This is a genomic window from Litchfieldella qijiaojingensis, assembly GCF_014651875.1.
Classification (GTDB): Bacteria; Pseudomonadota; Gammaproteobacteria; order Pseudomonadales; family Halomonadaceae; genus Litchfieldella; species Litchfieldella qijiaojingensis.
Genome location: NZ_BMXS01000042.1, coordinates 1 through 18,859, shown reverse-complemented (window position 1 = coordinate 18,859; position 18,859 = coordinate 1). Strand labels below are relative to the sequence as shown.

The following is an 18,859-nucleotide window of genomic DNA, read 5'->3' as shown; positions in this document are numbered from 1 at the left end:
TGAGAAAGTCCTCTCGGCTCAGCATGGCGCGGTCCTTACAGGTTTGGTCACCAGCAAGGAAAGGTCATGCGGGTCGGGGGGACAATCTGTTTTGATGATTTACGGACTTATAGCTCCGGCGTCGACAATCAAGGCAACGGGAGAGTTTCACACCTCTCAAGACCTGAATGCGGTTTCCCGCCATCATAAGGAGTGGGTCACCGACCTTCTGGTGGATATCCTGACGGAAATGGCCCTGCCCCAACCCGAGCAAACTGCCGCCCTGATTCAGGTCATGCTCGATGGCATGATCGTTAATGCCAGCATCTTCCATGACATGGAGCACATCGATTCCGTCTGGATGACCCTGGCTCAACTGATTGGCCTGAAACCACAACCCCTCGATAAAGAAGGCGAGGCCGATTGGCAATGACTCTCCTCTCGTGGCGTTCGTATTGGTCGGGGGCATCACACCAGCCCCCTCCGCGAATTGGATTGACCTCAAGGCTGGCGACGGCATACTCGGCGTCGCAGTGCCATACAGTTTTCCATTCTGGAAGAATGTCGTGTTGAAGTGCTGTGCCAACACTCGCGCAAACAAGTGCCAAAGGCGACGCGACAAGCACCGGCTTACACCAACGGGGCGGCACACCGGCAAGAAGGGAAAAACGGTGTAAGCGCTTGAAAGGATGGTGGGCCCAGCTGGACTCGAACCAGCGACCAAGGGATTATGAGTCCCCTGCTCTAACCAACTGAGCTATAGGCCCTGTACCGCGCGGCAGTATGATAGCGAAAGCCGCCGCGCTAGGCCAGCGTCTCGATGGCTACATTGCATTCCAGGAGTAAACGCATGGCGACGCATCACAAGGTGGTCTTCAAGTGGGGGGCAATGGCGCTCCTGGCACTGGCACTACCGGCACAGGCGGCCTGGCAGCTCGACCCGGCTCAATCGCGTCTCGAAGCCACGGTGGTCGAGATCACCCCTAGCGGGCCAGTACCACACCAACACCGACTGCGCGAATTGCGTGGTGATATCGGGCCAGACGGCACCCTGCGCTTACCATTGCGGCTCAACCAGACCGATGTGTTGGATCGCCTGGGAGATCTGCCGCCCTGGCTATCGGGCGTGAAGGAATTGCCATTGGCAACGCTGGTCACCCAGCTTCCTCCCGAGCGCCTGGATGCCCTCGCTGTGGGTGAATCGATGACCGAGACATTGCTGTTCCGGATCCAGGCCGAAGACGTCACCCAACAGGAGCCGCTCAAGCTACGTTTCACCCGCCATGCACGCGGTGAGATCCGGGTCACCAATGCCGAGCGGGTGGCGTTGGATGGTCGCGAGCTGATGGCCAACCAGACCGCGCGCAGTATCTTGTTGCTGTTGGGTTACGAGCAGATCGGCGATGAGGTGCCGGTACAGCTCGATGCCACCTTGATCGATCGCTAGCGTTTCCTGCCTGACAGCCCACGCCGCGCTCCTGGTTATCAGGAAGCGGCGTAGATTTCCCATGATTCGTCTTATTTATTAAATACGAATCATTATTATTGAGATTATGTTTCATGATGGTATGCTTGCCCCCGCTCTCAGCCAAAGCAACACATGCATAACCAGCAAGAGACCCCATAATGAAAAAGACACTGACCCTCGGCCTCGCCGTCGCCGCCGGTTCAGCGACGATGACGCTGCAGGCCCAGGAAGAACAGGGCACTATGGTTGTGGTCGGCTCACGCACCCCGACCCAAATCAGTCAGATCCCAGGCGCCGTGTGGGTTATCGAAAAAGAAGACCTGCAGCAGCAGATCGAAACCGGGGCCGATCTCAAGACCGCTCTAGGAAAGCTGGTACCGGGACTCGACATGGCACCTCAAGGGCGCACCAACTATGGCCAGAACCTGCGTGGCCGTAGCGTCCAGGTACTGATCGACGGTGTATCGTTGAATAGTTCGCGCGGTATCTCCCGCCAGTTCGACTCCATCGATCCCTTCAATATCGAACGCATCGAGGTGCTCTCCGGCGCCAGCAGCCTGTACGGTGGCGGCGCCACTGGCGGCATCATCAATATCATCACCAGAAAGGGTGACGTTGGCGGCCCCAACTGGCGCACCGAAGTCGCCGCCACTAGCGGGTTCAATCGCAGCGATGACCTGGACAAGCGCATCGGCCAATCGGTCAGCGGTGGCAACGAGCGGGTACAGGGCTATCTCGGTGTCGCCTACCAGGACAACGGCCGTCACTTCGATGCCAATGGCGATGAAATATTCCCTGATATCGCCCAGACCGACCTGCAGGACAACCGCAGCATCGATGTGCTCGGCAACCTGACCTTCAACTTGGATGCCAACCAGACTCTGGAACTCGGCGCCCAGCTCTTTCGCTCCGGCTACGAAGGCGACCGTGGTGTCTACTTCCCCAACCTGGATGCCGCCACGCCCGATTTGAACGATGCCGAGATCCGCGACGGTTACCGCTCGGACCGTGATCCGGCTACCGACCGCAAGATGGTCAACGCTCAATACCATCACGGCAACCTGTTAGGGCAGAACTTCTATCTACAAGTCTTCCATCGTGAGGAAGAGGCCAGCTTCCAGGCCTTTCCCTATCCAGTCGCTGGAGGCTCCGAGTTCCGTGTTTCCAAACAGAACACTAAGCTCAGCGGTATCAAAACACTGTTCGACGCCCAATTGAGCGACAGCATCGGCCTCACCTATGGTCTGGATCTGGATCGTGAAAAATTCGATGCCAGCCAGATGATCTTCGACAAGAGCGTGTCCGATGCAACTGGAGGTCTGGTGCAGGAACGAGCCAGTGTCGAGCCACGCTACCCTGGCTACCAAGTCGACAGCATCGCTGCCTTCGCCCAAGGCAACTGGCAGGTAACCAATGGCCTGAAACTCTCCGCCGGGATGCGCCGCCAGCATACCGACGTCGAGGTTGACGACTTCAAGGGCATTCCCGGTGGCGAGAACGACTACGATGCCACTCTGCTCAACGCCAGTGCCCTATATGACCACGGCAACGGTCATCAGAACTGGCTGCGGTACAGCCAGGGCTTCGAGCTGCCTGATCCGGCCAAGTACTATGGTCGCGCGGGCATCACCGTCGCTGACAACCCACTGTCTGCGATCGAGACCGATCAGGTGGAACTCGGCTGGCGTTACCGCGGCGGTAACTGGATGGCTCAGACAGCTGCCTACTACGCCTGGTCCGACAAGGCCCTGGAGATCAACAGCGGTGACCTGAGCATCGATGTCATCGATGAAAAGAAGCGCGACTATGGCGTGGAAGGCGCCTTGACCCTCTATTTCGACAATGGCATCGAAACTGGCGGCACATTGCATCTGGTGCGCTCCGAGCAAGAAAATGCAGATGGCGCTTGGGAAAAGCGCGATGCCCGCTATGCCTCACTCTCCTCGGCCACCGCGTTCGTCGGCTGGACAGATTATGTTCGCTCGGCACGCCTGCAGGCCAACCATGTCGTCGACCTCGAGGACGACAACGACCGCAAGATCGATGGTTTTACTACCCTGGATCTGACACTCAGTCAGCAGACCGACGTTGGCAAGTTCAGCCTTGGCGTGCAGAACCTGCTGAATGAGCAGTACTCCACTGTCTGGGGGCAGCGCGCGGCGATGTTCTATTCCCCTTACTACGGGCCGGAATATCTCTACGACTATCAGGGCCGCGGACGCACCTACACCCTGACTTGGTCCGCTGCCTACTAAGCCACCTCATCGCGATATGCTTGCATCCTTCATGCCCACCCTGACGGTGGGCTTTTTTTATGGCCGAGGCACCACCCTCGGTAACAGCGCCAGTCAGGCGCTACGCGCTATGCCTGGCGCACAACGAGAACGGCGGCCCGAAGGCCGCCGCTAGTGACAAGCTTAGTAACCCTGTGGATCAGAACTCGAGGCGGCCCTCCAGCATGTAGGCGCGTCCCGGCATCGGGACACGGCCCACCGGGCTGACGTCGGCGCCGCGGAAGAAGGCGTCGTCATCAAGCAGGTTGGTGGCCGCGAGCCCCACGTTCAGGGTGGTGTCGGCACTGAGTCGGAAATCGCGGCCGATGCGGGCGTTGACCAGGGTAAAGTCGGGTAGCTCGCCGGCGGAACCGTTGGCGGTTTCGTCCTTGGTATTTTCGGCATCGCTGAAACCGTCGCTGAAGTGATTGACACTCAGGTTCGCCTGCCATTGATTCACCTCGTACCTGGCGTTGGCGCTGACATGGTGACGCGGTGCGTTGGGAAGGTCGTTGCCGGCGTTGTCACCCGTGAGCTGCTCGGTTGCGAGGTAGGTGTAGCCAAGACCCAGCGACAGGCGATCGGTGGCCAGCCAGTCGGCTTCGAGCTCGATGCCTTCGTGGCGTGTCTCGCCCAGGTTGACGAAGCGATCACCGGCCTTGTCGAACTGGATCTGGTCCTCGAAGTCGATGCGGAACAGCGTTACCGAGGTGGTGAGTGCCGGGGTCACATCGACGCGCGCGCCCAGCTCATAGTTCCAGGCGGTCTCGTTGGCCACGTCGCCTTCCCGGGTGGCCTGGGCGATCTGCACCGGCACCAGCGATTTCTGGGCGTTGGCGAACAAGAAGACATCGTCGGTGGCGGCGAAGCCCACCGTCAGGCCCGGCAGGATCTCGTCGGTGTCGTTGGTCGAGGTGGTGTCGTTCAGCACGTCCTCGAAGTCCATGCGCACGTCTTCGTAGCGCACCCCGGGGGTGATCTCCAGCCGGCCGTCCATCAGGCTCAGGGTGTCGCTGGCGTAGAGCGCCACGGCGTCGGTTTCCAGGTCCCAGCGACGCACTCTGTTACGGCTACCATCGGAGAGATTCTCGCGATTGACGTCGAAGTCGACGTCCTCGTTCACATAGCGCGCACCCAGGATGACGGTGTGGATGCCCTGGCGCACGGTCAGGCGCGGCTCGGTGCCCCACACGCGGAACAGCCGGGGGGAATCGGCCACATGGCTGGAGGTGGCTGCGGGATCGGCCCAATGGCCGCCGCTGACCAGGTCCTGGCCGAAGAAGAAGGTGCGATCCGCGCGATGGGCGAAGTTGCGCCAGGTGAACTCGACGTCGTCGTTGGGGCGGAAGGTCCAGGCCAAGGTCCCGCGCAGCATGTCCGCTTCAAAGGCGTCGTGAGGACGCTGGGAATCGGTGCGGTCTTTTTCGAAGGCCTCGGGGCTGAGCGCGCCGGGCAGCTCGGCGTCCACTTCATAGTACTGCATGCTGGCGTCCAGGGTGTGGCGATCGTCGATGAAGTACTCGGCGTCGACCTGGAAGTTCTGGACGTCGGTCTCGGAGTGCTCGCGGAAGCCTTCGCCACCCTGGGCGTTGGCCTGGAACTGCAGCGCCAGGTCGTCGGTGACGAAGCCGCCGACGCGGTAGTAGGTGTCGTGGAAGACGTGGCCGGTGTCCTCGGCGATGGTCACCCGCTCCGACAGGGTCTGTTCGATATCCCCGGGAATCGGCTTGGTCAGGAAGTTGACCACCCCACCGACGTTGTTGGGGCCGTAGTGGACTGCCGCGCCGCCACGTACCACGTCGATGGTGTCGATGCTCTGTAGCGTCACCGGGAACAGCGAGACACCGATGTTACTGTAGGGGCCGATGGCGATCGGGTAGCCGTCCACCAACATCTGCAGGCGTTCGCTGCGCAGCGGATTGAGTCCGCGCAGGCCGATGTTGGGCAGTATGCCGGTGCCGGTTTCGTCGAGTACCTGGACTCCGGGCACCGAGCGCATCGCGTCCTCGATGTTCAGGGCGCCGCTGTCGTGGAGCTGCTCGGGCTCGATCACCGTGCGCGCGCCGGGGTAGACCCGCACCTCCTCCTCCGTGGGGTTGCCGAGCCAGTCGCCTTGGACGACCAGCGTATCGAGTTCGGTGGCCTCCTGGGCCTGGGCGCCAGCGCCGATCAGCGCGGAGGCGAGACCGATGGCGGCGGCGATGGGAGTCTTGCGGGAGAAGCCTGCGCGGGAAGGTCGGGCGAAGTGGGAATCTATCATGTCGAGTCCAGTTTTTTTTAAAAATCTAAATGATAAAGCGTCTCAATATTATATGAGATAAAGCGCGTTGTACAGCACCGCCGAGGGACCTCTCGTCGGCTTTCTCTGGAGCCTGTCGGATTTGACCGATCGTCGCGAGAGACACGGATTTCGAGACAAGTTCATCGATCTGATGAGACGAATAGCGGGCTCTTTAACGAAGCAGATCGAATGAAATTGGCCGAAAGTCCGGGTTTCGCAGTAGATCAGCGTTAAGTCCGACAGGCTCCTAAAGCGTTGGCGGGGTGAGCGAGGACAGCGCCACGAAGTACGGCGAGGCGGACGCCGGGGCGTCACCGTGGGCCGCCGAGGCGTCATCGATGATGCGGGCACGGATGCGGAAGACGTCGGCCAGCAGGCGCTCGGTCAGCACCTCGGCAGGAGGCCCCGCCTGGACCAGTTGCCCCGAACGCATGGCGACCAAACGATGGCCCACCTGGGCTGCCTGGTTGAGGTCGTGCAGCGACATGATCACCGTGAGCCCCTGCTCGCGGTTGAGCGCCTGCAACAGCTCCAGGATCTCCAGCTGATGGCCCAAGTCCAGGTAGGTGGTGGGTTCGTCCAGAATCAGAAGGTCAGCCTGCTGGGCCAGGCACAGAGCGATCCAGGCACGTTGGCGCTCGCCGCCGGACAGCGCCGACAGCGGGCGAGCTTCGTAGCCGGCCAGGCCCGTGACCCGAATCGCCCAGCTCACCCGGGCGTGGTCCTGTTCGCCGAGGGGAGCAAACAGGCGTTGGTGGGGAAAGCGACCGTAGCGCACCAGCTGCTCGACGCTGAGTCCTTCGGGGGCCTGGGGATGCTGGGGCAGCATGGCCAGGCGCCGGGCCAAGCGGCGGCGCGGCCAGCTCGTCACAGCGCGGTCATCAAGCAGCGCCTCGCCGTCCTGGGGCTTCATCAGGCCGGCCAAGGCGCGCAGCAAGGTGCTCTTGCCACAGCCGTTGGGGCCGATGAGACAGTGGATGCGGGCCGGTTCGAAATCGAGGGTCATGCCCGGCACGATGACCTTGTCGGCGTAGCCCAGGCGCAGGTTTCGAGCCGAAAGCCGCGGGGCCTTGGCGCTAGAATCGCCAGGGCATCCTTTGGACTGGATGTGGGCGGGCTCACCTGGTTGGGAAGGAAGGGACATGCGGGACGTCATCGCTTAGAGTCTCCTGGCCAGCAGGGCGAGAAAGAAAGGCACCCCGAGCAGCGAGGTGACCACACCGATGGGCAGCTCGGCAGGCACCAGCACGAGGCGCCCGACCAGATCGGAGACGAGTACCAGCAGGGCGCCGCACAGCGGACTGACGATGAGCTGACGCTTGAGATCGGGGCCGACCATCAGCCGCGCCACATGAGCGACGATCAGGCCGACAAAGCCCACTGGACCGGCGATGCCGACGGCGCTGGCGGCGAACAGCACTGCCACCAGCAGCAGGGCGAAACGCGAGCCCTCAACGCCGAGCCCAAGGGTGGCGGCGACCTCGTCGCCCAGCTGCAGCAGATTGGCTCCTCGAACCAGCAACGGCAGCAGGACGAGGCTGGCCATCGTCCACGGCAGCAGCGCGGTGAGATGCGTCCAGTCCCGGCCATATAGGCTGCCCGAGAGCCAGGCCAGCACGGTTTCGGTGGTGGCCTGGGCCCAGCCGGCCAGGACCCCGGTCGCCAGGGCATTGAGCAGGCCCGCTACGGCGATACCGCACAGGACCAGCCGCACCGGGGTCGAGCCACGATTCCAGCTCAGGCGGTACACCACCGCCGCCGCTGCCAGCCCACCGCCACAGGCCACCAGGGGCAGCCAGTCGAGGCTCAGGGCCGCGCGCAGATAGGGGTTGCCGTCGCCGGCGAGGCGCTCGGCGGCGGCGAAGGCCAGCACCGCCGCGAGGCTCGCGCCGGCGTTGATGCCCATCACCCCGGAGTCGGCCAGGGGGTTGCGCATGACCGCCTGCAACAGCGACCCGGCGATGGCGAAGTGGACCCCGACCAATGCCCCCACCAACAGGCGCGGCAGACGCAGGTTCCAGACGATGTCCTGGGCCACCGGATCGCCGACCGCCGAATCGCCGGAGCCGATCAGCGCCAGCCACACGCGGCTCGGTGACAGGGTAACGGCGCCGAACAGCAGGTTGGCGAGTGCGGCCAGGACCACCAGGCCCAGCAGCACGGCGAACCCGAGTCGCAGGCGGTCCTTCACGGGCGCGCTGCCGGCGGCGTGGGGCGAGGTGGGAGTCGCGGCGCGAGCGGAGAAGGTCATGGCGTTCTCGAGCGAATCAGGGCGATGAACAGGGGGCCACCGATCAGCGCGGTGAATAGACCCAGTGGCAGTTCCTGGGGGGCCGCCAGGGTGCGGGCGAGCAGATCGCTCAGGGTGACCAGCAGGGCGCCGGTCAAGGCTACTAGAGGCAGCGCCTGGCGCTGGTCGACCCCCGCCGCCAGGCGCACCAGATGGGGGGCGATCAGGCCGATGAACCCCACCGGGCCGGCGACCGCCACCGCGGCCGCGGTCAGCGCCACGGCAAGCGTCACGAAGCCCAGGCGCAGCAGCGTGACGGCCCCGCCCAAGGAGCGCGCCACGCTATCTTCCAGGTGCATCAGGTTGAGCCAGCGACCGGTGCCGAGCGAAAGCGCGAGGCCGCCGAGGGCCCAGGGCAGGATCTGGCCGACGTGGGCCCATCCGCGCCCCTGCAAGCCACCGGCCAACCAGCTATAGAGCTGCTGTGCCTGAGCGCCGGAGAACAGCAGAAAGGCGGTGACCAGGGCTGAGGCCAGGGCGGTGACCGCCATCCCGGCCAGGGCCAACATCAGCGGCGAGAAGCCGCTGCGCGCCGCCAACAGGAAGGTCAGGGTGGCGGCGCCCGCGCCCCCGAGCATGCCGATGGCGGGGAGCCAGGTGACGTCCACTCGCCAGCCCACTTGCGCCATCACCACCGCCATCGAGGCCCCGGCGACGACGCCGGTGATGCCGGGTGACGCCAGCGGATTGCGGGTCACCGTCTGCATCAACTGGCCGGCCAGGCCCAGGCTCGCGCCCACCAGCAGGCCGGCGACGAAGCGGGGCAGGCGCAGCTCCAGCACCAGGATCGCGGCCATGCCGTCGACCCGGCCGGCCAGCACCTCGATCAGCTCATGAAGCGACAGCGGCACGCTGCCGGTGACCATGGCCAGAGCCCCGATGACGACGATGGCGACGGCGAGCAGGACGCTGCAAAGGGCGAGACTCGAACGGCGAGGCGCCGTGCCGCCTGAAGACGACGGGAGGAAGGTGCTCATGGATAGGAGTGGCTGGCAATGGAAGGTGGCAACTCGGGACGGTCGAAGGTCTCGGGATACAGCCGCCAGGCCATCTCGTCGAGGATCAGGCGGCGGGCGATGGGGCCGCCGCCCTCCTTCCAGTGAGGGCCGACCTCGAACACCCGGCCGTTCTTCACCGCCTCGAGATAGGGCCACACCGGGTTGTTGGCGAAGGCCCGCTCGCTGCCGGTAGCAAACAGGAAGATGACGTCCGGGTTCAGGGCCAGCAGCCGCTCCAGGCTGATCGTGTAGCCGAAGGGGATGGTCTGCTCCGGTGTCGGTGATGGGCCGGCGGCGTTGGTCGCGTTCAGGCGCTCGAGCAGCGCGGCGCTCAGGAAATGATCGTAGTAGGCGAAGGGCGCTTCGCCGGCACCGGCCAGCAGGATGGCGCTGATGCCCCCGGGGGCGTCGCCGAGTTCGGCGAGGCGCGCGTTGAAGGCCTGATTCAGCGCCTCACCCTCGGCGCGCTTGCCCAGCGCCGTGGCGATGCCCGTCACCGCGCGCCGGCTGTCCTCCAGGCTGACCACATCGAAGGCGTAGAACGGGGCGATGGCCTCGAGCTGGCGGGCGTGGGGCTCGGTGTAGCGGTGAATGCCGATGATCAGATCGGGGCTGAGCTCGGCGAGCAGTTCCAGATTGGTGCTGGCGCGCTGGCCGAGACTCTGGGTGTCGGCCAGCGGGGCGCCGAGATAACCGGGCAGTGATTCACTGCCGAAGGTCGAGGCGCCGACCGGCGAGATGCCAAGCGCCACCAGGGTGTCGGCGGCGAAGGTCGAGATGGCCGCCACCCGCTCGACCGATCTGGCCTCGATCGGGGTGCCCCTGTCATCATGCAGGGGCTCGGCGAGGGCCCTTTGGCCCACGCCGATGGCCAGAACGAGCCCCAGGGCGACGACGAGCGCCGTGCGGCAGACGGCCCCGAGCCGTACTCGGCACAGGCGGGAGAGAAACTCGCAGGGCATGCGTCTTCCTTCCATCAGGCATGGGCGAAATATGGCGGGGAATTGTAAGCGAAAGAAGAGTCGTTTGCATTAGTGTTTCTAAGCCCGGCCGCATGCATGCGGCCGGGGGCCAGACCGCAGGGCTGCGGGGTGGTCAGAACAGCGTTCCTGTCAGGGTTTTCGGTCTATCGGGAGGCTCCCGGCAGCTGTGGCCGGAGCCGCTGGGTCGAGGTCGAAGGAGGCGCGCAGGTCGCGCAGCCGGCGAAACAGGATGCCGCGGTCCTCGCCCACCAGGAAGCTGGTCACCCCGCGCTCCCGCCAGTACCGGTGCTGGTCCTCGGCCCTGGGAATCGCACAGAATCGGCGCCCCGCGCGTGCGCAGGCCTGAGCCACGCGATCCAGCGCCTGGCGCACGCTGTGGTGCCCCGTGTCCGGGGCCACCCCCAGGCCGTGGGCCAGGTCCATGGCACCCTCGAGGATCCAATCCACCCCGGCCACCTCGACGATGGCGTCGATGTTCTCCACCCCGAGGGGCGATTCGATCATCACCACCACCAGGATCTCGTCGTTGGCGCGTTTCAGGTAGTCGCCGAGCGGCAGCCGCCCGAAGCCGGTGGTTCGGCCCCCGGTGATGCCGCGCCGGCCGAGCGGTTGAAAGCGCGCCGCCGCGACCACCTCGCGGGCCTGATCGGCGCTCTCGACACGCGGCACCACCACCCCCATGGCCCCGGCGTCCAGGGCGCGCTGGATCGCCCCGGGGTCGACCCCGGGAACGCGCACCAGGGGCGTAATGCCGGTGCACTCGGCGGCACGGATCATATGCTCCACGGATTCCGGGTTGACACTCAGGTGCTCCATGTCGAGCACCACGAAATCATAGCCCGCGTGGCCGAGCATCTCGACGAGCCAGGGCGTCGGCACCGAGTTAAGCATGCCGTAGACGCAGTCGCCCTGCGCGAGACGGCACTTGAGCGGATTGGACCCGAGCATCAGGCGCCCTCCTCGTCGTCGATGAAGCGCATGATCGGCGCCGGATGACGCAGGAAGTTCTGGTGGGAGATGTTCCAAGCGTAGGCACCGGCCAGAGTGAACATCAGCATATCGCCGATGGCCAGGCGCTCGATCTCGACCTGGCGCGCCAGCACGTCCTTGGGGGTACATAGCTGGCCGACGACGCTGACCCTGGTGTGGGTCAGTCCCTCTTCTTCGCCGCCGCGCCCGGGCAGGCGCACGAAGGGATGGTCGTGATTCTGTGCCGCCGGGGTGCGGAAGTGGTGGGTGCCGCCACGGCATACCGCGAACCACTGGCCGTGGTTGCGCTTCAGGTCCATCACCTCCATCAGGTAATAGCCGCAGGGGGCGGTCAGGTAGCGGCCACATTCGAAGCGAATGCGATAGCGCTGCAGGCGCGGCTCGGCAAGCCGCTGCGCGAGCCCGCTGCAGAATCCCTTCCAGTCGAATTGCTGGCTGGGCTCACGGTAGTTGATGCCGATGCCGCCGCCGACATTGATCTGGTCGATGTCCAGGCGATACTGCTCGCACCAGTGTTCGACCTGGTGAAACAGGTCGCCGAGAAGCCTGAGCTGAGCATCGGCGTCGAGCTGATGAGAGATCAGGTGGAAGTGAAAGCCGCGCAGCTCGATCCTGGGATGGTGAGCAAGGAAGGTGAGGCAGGTCTCGAGATCCTCGGGATCGATGCCGAAGGGGGTGGGCACGCCACCCATGGTCAGGGGTGTCGAGGGCAGGTTGTCGGTGGCCAGATTCATGCGCAGCAGCACCCCCTGGCGGCGCTCGCTCTGCTCCAGTAGCTGGGCCAGGCGTTCGAGCTCGGTCAGGCTCTCCACATGGATGAGTTCGACGCCGAGTTCGAGGGCGAGCGAGAGCTCCGAGACCAACTTGCCCGGGCCGCCGAACAGCAGTGGAGTCTCGGGAAAGCGCTCGCGGATCAGCGCCAGCTCGCCGCCGGAGGCGGCCTCGAAGCCGGCCACGCGGCCCTCGAGAGCGTCCAGTATCGGTGCCTCGGCATTGGCCTTGACGGCGTAGAACATCTCGCAGCGTTCGGGCAGTTCCGCCACCACGTCCTCGACGTGGCGGCGCAGAGCCGGAAGATCATACAGATAGGCGCACAGGGGGTCAGCGCTCGCCGCCTGCAGGCGGGCCGCTTCCCGGGCCATGGGGTCGAGTCGAAATTCCATCGGGAGCTCCTGAATCACTGGGTGTCGAGGGGATGGGCGAAGGGGCTGGCCAGCGGCACGTATTCGGAGGCGCGGTCGGCGCGCTTGAGGACCCGGTTGAGCAGGTTGGTCTTGTTGGGCCAGGGCTCGCCCTCGAGCAGGCGCTCGATCAGCCGCGCGGAGAAGGCGTTGCCGTGGCGCTGCTGGTAGCGTCTCAGGCTCGACCCGAGGCAGTGCCATAGCCGAGGTTCGAGCTTGGCATCGTCGCGCGCCAGGAAGAACACCGCCTGGGCGAGGTTGTTGATCAGCAGGCAGTAGCCGATGCGCTTGACCCCCAACTCCTCGGCGTAGCGTACCGAGGCCCTAGCGCGCTCGGTGAGGCTCGTCAGACGCGCATCGGGCCACTGCTCGGGCAGCAGCTTGGTGCCTTCCAGGTCGCGGATATAGATATGGCTGGGCAGGCCGTGGCGCAGCCCCACCACGACGTTCTGCAGATGCGGTTCGAACACCACCCCGAGCCGGCACAGGGCGAACAGCATCGGGTGGACCAGGTGCTCGACGTAGGCCTCGAACCAGCGCAGCGCCGCCTCCTCACGCGATAGGCCTCGATGGCGGGCCAGGCGCATGACCTCACGCTCCAGTGGCGAGTCCCCCGAGGCGGTATCGGCAAACAGCGCCGCCGCCAGCAGCGGCGTCTCGTCCTCTCCCCAGACCGGGGTCTGGCGCAGGATCAGGCCGAAGGCCTCCTGCAAGGCGATGCGTGTCTCCCACGGTTGGTCGCGGAAGTCGGCGGTGACGAAGCCGGGCTCGGCCATCAACGTCAGCGTCGGGAAGGTCTCGCCCAGGGTGCTGGCTTCTTCGCTGAGCAGGCGGCTCACGGCGACGGCGCTCTCGAGTTCGTACCAGGCATTCTTGCGCACGCAGTTGGTCAGGCGCACATGCAGCGAGCATTTCAGGAAGCGGTCGCGGCCGGGCTGAAACAGGGTGCGTACCGAGGCCGTGGGGTACCAGGGCTCACCGGCCGGCCCCAGGTCGATCAGGCGGCCGCTGTCGAGCGCCTGACGCACCACCGCCAGGCCGCGGATATGCTCGACCTGCCAGGGGTGCACCGGCAGCGCCCGGTAACCGGGAGGAAGGCGGAGGTCCGGGAGCTGGCGCTCGAGCTGCGCATAGGCGTCTTCATCGAGATGGGAGGCCTGGGCGAGATCGCTTGCCGCCACAGCGAAGTAATGCAGCGGGAAGGCAGCGCCGAGCTCAGGGGAGTAGCGCCGGATGGCGTCGAGCGCGACCCCTTCGCGGCTCTTGGGGGTGGGGTGGAAGGCGTGGCCGAAGATCAGCGACTGCTCCGAGCGCAGGTAGGCCCCCTCCCCTTGGCCCCAGTCGACGTCATCGGCGGCGGCGATGAACTCCCCCATCAGCTCGACACTGTTGCCGATCTGGGCCAGCAACTCGTCGTTGAACGGTTGATCGAAGCGCAGCGCCAGTTCGCTCAGCAGCATCCGCGCCAGGTGTTGCCAGTCCAGCGCCTGCCAAGGCTTGCCGAAGGTGGCGCCGAAGGGCTCGGAGCGGTAGGCGTGGTTGAGGGTGATCGAGGGACGCTCGACCGCGATCAGCAGTTGCTGGCCACTGCGCGGCAGCGAGACCTGCAGCACGTGGCCACCCTTGAGGCGCCGGTGCTGCTGGATCGCCTGCGGCCAGACGCGGGCGCCGAAGGGGCTGTCCCAGCTGAGCTCGCCGGCCGGCGCGGCGACCTCGCGGCAGTAGGCGTTAAGCAGCGCCCAGATCGAATGAGTGCTGGCCTGGTCGCGCAGATCCTGGGTCTTGAATGCCCTGTGCAGGGCGACGGCGGAGGAGCTAAGGGTCATGTTCGCTTCCTTTGCGAGGGGGAAATGAGGGGACGAGTGAGGCTCGGGGCAAGGCTCAGACCGAGCGCGGCCAGCACCCAGGCCGAGGCCAGCAGAGGGCTTGCCAGGCCGAAGCGCGAGGCCAGGACGCCGGCGCCGAGGCCGGCCGCGACGCCTGCCCACTTGGCGGCGGCATCGAGGCGTCCGAACAGGCGTCCGGCCCGCTGCCGGCTCGCGCCGCTCATCAGGCGGTGGAGCGCGACGAAGGCGGCGGTCATGGCAAGGCCCATCGCCAGTCGCGCCAGCCACATGCCGGCCTGCGATTGCCAGCCGTTGCCGTCGAGGCCGTACTGCGCCCAGCAGGCGAGCGCCATGGCGGCGAAGGCGAGCGTCAGGGTGCGCCGCGGGCAGTAGCGCCCCAGCGCCTTGCCCAGCGGAGCGGAGAGCGCGAGGTACACCAGGTGCGGCAGGCTGAACAGGGTGGCAAGCGTGACCGTGGACAGCTCGGTGAAGCGGCCCTGGAGGTCGGCGATGAAGTAGGGATAGGTGACCACGCAGGCGAAGGAGAAGCCGAACTGCAGCCACAGCAAGAGCCCCGGTGGCACCGTTTCGCCGGCGTCAGACGGCCCGCGGCGTGTGTCGCCGCTCGCCGAATCCGCGGCCTTAGCCGCTTCACGGGCAGGGCCATGGGCTGGAAAGGTAGCCACCAGGGCCGCCGCCGCCAGCGGCAGCAGGGCGAGCCAGGCGTACAGGGTCAGCGGGGATATCCCGCCGATCAGGTAGCCGAACAGGATCGGCGCGACGACCAGGGCGGCCCGTGCCGAGGCCTGCATGGCGGTGAGCGCCCGGGCCAGGCGCTCTCCTTCGAGCTCTCCGGCGAGCCAGGTATTAGAGGCGGCGAAGGTGCCACCGAGCAACCCTTGCACGGCCAGGGCCAGGGCGAAGCCGCCCACCGAGCCGGCCTGGCTCGCCATCAAGAAGCCCAGGGCCAGGCCGACCTGGGCGCGGATCAGGGAGCGCCGGGCGCCGTAGCGATCGGCGAAGCGCCCCCACCAGGGCGCCGCCAGGGCGGAAAACACCGTAGGCAGCACATACAGCCAGCCGACCAGGTGAAGCTGCGTGGAGGCGAACTCCTCGCTCAACAGGATGGCAAAGAAGGGCGGCATACCCAGCGCCGCCAGGGACGCCACGAAGTGGCACAGCATGACGCCCCGGACCCGCTGCCGTTCGTCCCGGCTCATGGCGTTGCCTCGAGCCGGGTATCCGACGGCACCTGCTCGAGCTCTGCGTCTAGGGCCGCCTCTTTCAGGAAGTTCGGCGCCGTCCTGCCGTAGAACTTGTTGATGTCCTTGGCCCCGGTGCTCGCCTTGCTGGCCAGGGTGCCGGCGGTCAGCAGGTACTTGGCGTCAAGGAAGTCCCGTTCCAGCAGCTGCGTCACGGGCGATCCGTCTTCTTCCGGCATGGCGGCCAGGCTTAGAGCCATGGCCCGGCGCACCTCGCCGTAGAGCTCGGCCCGTTCGCCGTGGCCGTGCGCGGCCAGGTGCTCGATCAGCGGGGCGACGTTGAGCTGCAGGGTGATGGTGACGAACATCTGCTCAAGCGCCTGGGGCGACTCGCACCAGATGCGCTGGTCTTCGAGCGTCTCCACCAGGCGATACAGCGCCGGCCAGCGGGTTTCGAGCCTGGTGCGATTCAGGCGGGGCGCGTCGTTGTCCTTGAGCAACAGGCGCATCTCCCCGCCCTCGCGCAGCAGCAGCATCGAGTTCTGCTGATTGGACTCCAGCGCCACGCCATAGCGCAGCCACAGGGGCAGGTGGATGTCGAAGGTGAGCCGCAAGTAGGTCCGCAGGAAGGCGCGGACATCGGCGTCGAAGAAACGCTCGGCCAGTTCCTCGTAGACCGCGGCGCCACTGGGGCAGGCCGCGACTAGCCCCGCCACCGAGACCAGGGTGGCGTCTTCGACCGCCGGTGGGTAGCGGCGCAGGATGAAGCCGAGAAACGGTTGGCCCGCGACATGGGCGCCCTGCTGCTCATCGGTGAGCAGCAGGCGCCCGGCGAGCAGCGCATCCTGCTTGGCGATGGCGCCGAGCAGACACTGGACCCGGTGGCCATCGCCGATGGTGCTGGGCTTGATGGTGCGGATATTGCGGCTGCCCAGGGTACGGATGGTCAGCGGTAGCTTGATGTGGGTGGTGGGCTGCTCAGTGAGCATCAGGCTGCGCACCGAGAGGGTGGGCTGGACCTCGACGGCCGCCAGCGGCGCCTTGATCACGGTCTCGGCCAGGCCCGCCTCCTTGAGCATGGCGTCGAGTCCCGACGCCCACAGGAATGGGTGCACGGGCAGCAGCCGATAGTCGTGGGCCAGGCGAGTGTCGAGCCCCACCCGCTCGACGCTTGGCCACCAGTCGGGCAGCGCCATATCGCTCAGGTGACAGAGCGCCCTCGGTACCGCCAGCCAGCGCAGCATGAAGCGCGGTTGGAACTCGGGAGCGAAGCGCCTGAGCGCCTCCACATCGAAGCCCAGCTTGGCCCGGGCGGTGGGATAGTAAGGATGATCCTGGAACGATGCCAGGCGGTCATAGTGGGCGAAGCGGGCCGACCACTCGGCGGGAGGGCAGGCGTTGGCGTCCTGGGCCGAGCAGCGGGCGAAGTAGTCACGCTGGGCCTCGCGACAGGCCAGCCGCTGGGCCTCGGCCTGGCGGCACTCGTCGGCGAAGGCGGCATAGTAGTCGCGCGCCTCCGGCGCCAGGCCCTCACTGAGCCAGGCAATAAGACTCGCCGCGTCCGAAAGCTCCCTCGCCACCTCTGCCCCGGGCGTCTCGCCGGCCACTACCACCGGTCCCTGACGATAGCGCCAGCGCTGCATGAAGCGCTCCGGCGTCACCGGCAGCCACAGGGTGCCTGAGGCCAGCGTCGTGATCTCGAGCCATGGACCCGGCGTGAGGGGACCAATATCCAGGCGGGATAGCGCCGGGGGCGCACCATCCAGCACCCGAGCCTGTCGCGTGATGCCTTGAACGTCCTCGCGTAACAGGGCGTCCACCACGCGCGCCAGTACGTAGCGGCGGGCCTCGTCGGCGGTGGCAGCGAAGGCACCATCGCGGCTTTCGGTCTCAATCGCCGGGCTCGCGTCAAGGGTCATGGCTGCATCTCCCAGGTCAGCGAGGCCAGCGTCGTTGCCACGCGCTCCTTGAGTCGGACGGTGCAGTCGCCGGCGGCGCGCAGGACGCCGAGATAGTCCTTGTTGGAATGGCTCAGGGTCAATCGCTCACCGGTCCTGCGCAGCGGGTGGAAGTCCACGAAGCCGTCCTCCCAGCGTCGGCGAAACGCCTCGGGCACCTGCACCAGGTGACCGGACTGGGTGGCCCTGACGTACTCGATGTGCAACCCCTTGCTGGCGATATCGAACCTGGGCAGGGCCTCGCCCAGGTGCAGGCGCAAGATGGTGCGGAACAGCTCGATGCCAAGGGTTTCATCGAGGAGAAACTCGCGACCATCGCCGATGGTGCGGTAGTTGATCTCGATCAGCCGAGGGCCCGTCGGCGTCAGCACGAACTCGCTGTGGCAGGAGCCGAAGCCGACGCCGAAGCGACGAATCTGATCGATGATGTCGTCGATCACCGCTTGGTCGAGGTCGAGCCCCCAGTGGGCGGCCAGCTCGATGAAATGCGGTGGTGGCGACAGCTCGACGCGAAAGCCGCCGAGGACCTCGAGCCGGTCGCCGTCACCCAGGGTTTCCAGGGTGTAAAGCTCGCCCTCCAGGTACTCCTCGATCAGCAGCGCCTGACCGGAATGGCGTTGCCACAGGCCTTCGCAGCAGGCGATCAACGCCTCGCGGGTGTCGACCCGGCTGACGTCCAGGCTCGCCACGCCCTCTCGGGGCTTGACCACGCAGGGTAGCGGGCAGTCCGGGGCGATCTCGGTGAGCTGCGCCGGCGTCGTCACCAGGCGGTGCCAGCACGGCGACAGCGCCAGCTCGTCGAGGCGCTGGCGCATCGCCGCCTTGTTCTTGGCCGCGAAGCACACCCGCCAGTCCTTGCCCGGCAGGCCGAAGTAGTCCGCCACCAAGGCCGTGGCGGCCTGCAGATGATCGCTGTGGGAGAACACCGCCCGCGGCGTGATGCCGGCCTCCTGTAGCGTTTCGAGAATGGCGATGGGGCTGAACACATCACAGCCGAGCACCGCCTCTGGATAAGCGGCGAGGCCCTCCTGTGCGAAGTGTCGACGGTGATCGCTGGGTAGGTCGGTGACGATCACTGGGTCAAGGTCTAGTTCTCGTGCCGCGGGCAGGAAGCCCTCATTGAGAACCTCCGTGACCACGTGGGCGACGAAGACGATCGGTTGTGGCATGGCTGGCTCCTTGTCTCTCGGACGAGTCGGGGCGCCAGGCCAGACAGGAAGCGGCTCCCTGACGGCTTGGCGGGGAGCCATGTTAGAATAAATATCAAATGATAATCAACACCATTCGCATTTGAGGAGTTTTACGTGTACAGCGACAATCAAGGTGAGAGTCACGCGACAATCAAGATGAGAAAGCCGAGATCGTGTGTCGTCGAGGTCGTGAGGGCGTAGCCCGAACGACCTCGACAACGCAAAACGGCGGGATCCCCT

14 protein-coding genes and 1 tRNA gene are annotated in these 18,859 nt (G+C 65.8%); 3 read left to right on the top strand and 12 right to left on the bottom strand.

The features are described 5' to 3' along the window. Positions 1-412: hypothetical protein (locus IE093_RS21710; RefSeq protein ID WP_229803880.1), on the top strand; the 412-nt coding region annotated here is incomplete at its 5' end. 257 nt (positions 413-669) lie between these two features. On the opposite strand, the gene IE093_RS21705 is transcribed toward IE093_RS21710, so the two are convergent. Further along, positions 670-746, bottom strand: a tRNA-Ile gene (locus tag IE093_RS21705). An 83-nt stretch (positions 747-829) separates the two neighbouring features. On the opposite strand from IE093_RS21705, the gene IE093_RS21700 reads away from it, so the two are divergent. Further along, positions 830-1,426 (top strand): hypothetical protein, encoded by a 597-nt coding sequence (locus IE093_RS21700; protein ID WP_189472945.1) that lies wholly within the window; start codon positions 830-832, stop codon positions 1,424-1,426. A 179-nt stretch (positions 1,427-1,605) separates the two neighbouring features. Continuing rightward, positions 1,606-3,702 (top strand): TonB-dependent receptor, encoded by a 2,097-nt coding sequence (locus IE093_RS21695; protein WP_189472943.1) that lies wholly within the window; start codon positions 1,606-1,608, stop codon positions 3,700-3,702. A 178-nt stretch (positions 3,703-3,880) separates the two neighbouring features. On the opposite strand, the gene IE093_RS21690 is transcribed toward IE093_RS21695, so the two are convergent. The 11 genes from IE093_RS21690 to IE093_RS21640 form a co-directional block, all read right to left on the bottom strand. Beyond that, positions 3,881-5,980, bottom strand: a complete 2,100-nt coding sequence (locus IE093_RS21690) for a TonB-dependent receptor family protein (RefSeq protein ID WP_189472941.1) — start codon at positions 5,978-5,980, stop codon at positions 3,881-3,883. A gap of 268 nt (positions 5,981-6,248) precedes the next feature. Then, positions 6,249-7,157, bottom strand: a complete 909-nt coding sequence (locus IE093_RS21685; protein WP_229803879.1) for an ABC transporter ATP-binding protein — start codon at positions 7,155-7,157, stop codon at positions 6,249-6,251. A gap of 3 nt (positions 7,158-7,160) precedes the next feature. Next, positions 7,161-8,252, bottom strand: coding sequence for a FecCD family ABC transporter permease (locus IE093_RS21680; protein WP_189472939.1), 1,092 nt, complete (start codon positions 8,250-8,252; stop codon positions 7,161-7,163). After that, positions 8,249-9,268: a FecCD family ABC transporter permease gene (locus IE093_RS21675; protein ID WP_189472937.1), complete on the bottom strand. Its 1,020-nt coding sequence runs from the start codon at positions 9,266-9,268 to the stop codon at positions 8,249-8,251. The genes IE093_RS21680 and IE093_RS21675 overlap by 4 nt, the downstream gene beginning before the upstream one ends. Beyond that, a complete protein-coding gene (locus IE093_RS21670) occupies positions 9,265-10,251 on the bottom strand; it encodes an ABC transporter substrate-binding protein (protein ID WP_189472935.1) in 987 nt (328 codons plus the stop codon). Before IE093_RS21670 ends, IE093_RS21675 begins: the two co-directional genes overlap by 4 nt. Before the next feature lie 150 nt (positions 10,252-10,401). Further along, entirely contained in the window at positions 10,402-11,220 is an 819-nt protein-coding gene (locus IE093_RS21665) for an HpcH/HpaI aldolase family protein (protein WP_189472933.1), read from the bottom strand. After that, positions 11,220-12,425 carry a type III PLP-dependent enzyme gene (locus tag IE093_RS21660; protein ID WP_189472932.1) on the bottom strand — a complete coding sequence of 402 codons (1,206 nt, stop codon included), beginning with the start codon at positions 12,423-12,425 and terminating at the stop codon, positions 11,220-11,222. The genes IE093_RS21665 and IE093_RS21660 overlap by 1 nt, the downstream gene beginning before the upstream one ends. A 14-nt stretch (positions 12,426-12,439) precedes the next feature. Continuing rightward, a complete protein-coding gene (locus IE093_RS21655; RefSeq protein ID WP_189472930.1) occupies positions 12,440-14,269 on the bottom strand; it encodes an IucA/IucC family protein in 1,830 nt (609 codons plus the stop codon). Continuing rightward, the gene (locus IE093_RS21650; RefSeq protein WP_189472928.1) at positions 14,266-15,489 is read right to left on the bottom strand and encodes an MFS transporter; all 1,224 of its coding nucleotides are present in this window, start codon (positions 15,487-15,489) and stop codon (positions 14,266-14,268) included. The genes IE093_RS21655 and IE093_RS21650 overlap by 4 nt, the downstream gene beginning before the upstream one ends. After that, positions 15,486-17,390: an IucA/IucC family protein gene (locus IE093_RS21645; RefSeq protein WP_189472926.1), complete on the bottom strand. Its 1,905-nt coding sequence runs from the start codon at positions 17,388-17,390 to the stop codon at positions 15,486-15,488. Before IE093_RS21645 ends, IE093_RS21650 begins: the two co-directional genes overlap by 4 nt. Further along, the gene (locus IE093_RS21640; protein ID WP_189472925.1) at positions 17,387-18,598 is read right to left on the bottom strand and encodes an ATP-grasp domain-containing protein; all 1,212 of its coding nucleotides are present in this window, start codon (positions 18,596-18,598) and stop codon (positions 17,387-17,389) included. Before IE093_RS21640 ends, IE093_RS21645 begins: the two co-directional genes overlap by 4 nt. Positions 18,599-18,859: the final 261 nt, after the last annotated feature.

Coding starts and splice junctions, on each gene's coding strand:
- IE093_RS21695 (WP_189472943.1), top strand. CDS start 1,606: ATGAAAAAGACACTGACCCTCGGCCTCGCCGTCGCCGCCGGTTCAGCG.
- IE093_RS21640 (WP_189472925.1), bottom strand. CDS start 18,598: ATGCCACAACCGATCGTCTTCGTCGCCCACGTGGTCACGGAGGTTCTC.
- IE093_RS21690 (WP_189472941.1), bottom strand. CDS start 5,980: ATGATAGATTCCCACTTCGCCCGACCTTCCCGCGCAGGCTTCTCCCGC.
- IE093_RS21665 (WP_189472933.1), bottom strand. CDS start 11,220: ATGCTCGGGTCCAATCCGCTCAAGTGCCGTCTCGCGCAGGGCGACTGC.
- IE093_RS21655 (WP_189472930.1), bottom strand. CDS start 14,269: ATGACCCTTAGCTCCTCCGCCGTCGCCCTGCACAGGGCATTCAAGACC.
- IE093_RS21645 (WP_189472926.1), bottom strand. CDS start 17,390: ATGACCCTTGACGCGAGCCCGGCGATTGAGACCGAAAGCCGCGATGGT.
- IE093_RS21675 (WP_189472937.1), bottom strand. CDS start 9,268: ATGAGCACCTTCCTCCCGTCGTCTTCAGGCGGCACGGCGCCTCGCCGT.
- IE093_RS21670 (WP_189472935.1), bottom strand. CDS start 10,251: ATGCCCTGCGAGTTTCTCTCCCGCCTGTGCCGAGTACGGCTCGGGGCC.
- IE093_RS21660 (WP_189472932.1), bottom strand. CDS start 12,425: ATGGAATTTCGACTCGACCCCATGGCCCGGGAAGCGGCCCGCCTGCAG.
- IE093_RS21650 (WP_189472928.1), bottom strand. CDS start 15,489: ATGAGCCGGGACGAACGGCAGCGGGTCCGGGGCGTCATGCTGTGCCAC.
- IE093_RS21685 (WP_229803879.1), bottom strand. CDS start 7,157: ATGACGTCCCGCATGTCCCTTCCTTCCCAACCAGGTGAGCCCGCCCAC.
- IE093_RS21680 (WP_189472939.1), bottom strand. CDS start 8,252: ATGACCTTCTCCGCTCGCGCCGCGACTCCCACCTCGCCCCACGCCGCC.
- IE093_RS21700 (WP_189472945.1), top strand. CDS start 830: ATGGCGACGCATCACAAGGTGGTCTTCAAGTGGGGGGCAATGGCGCTC.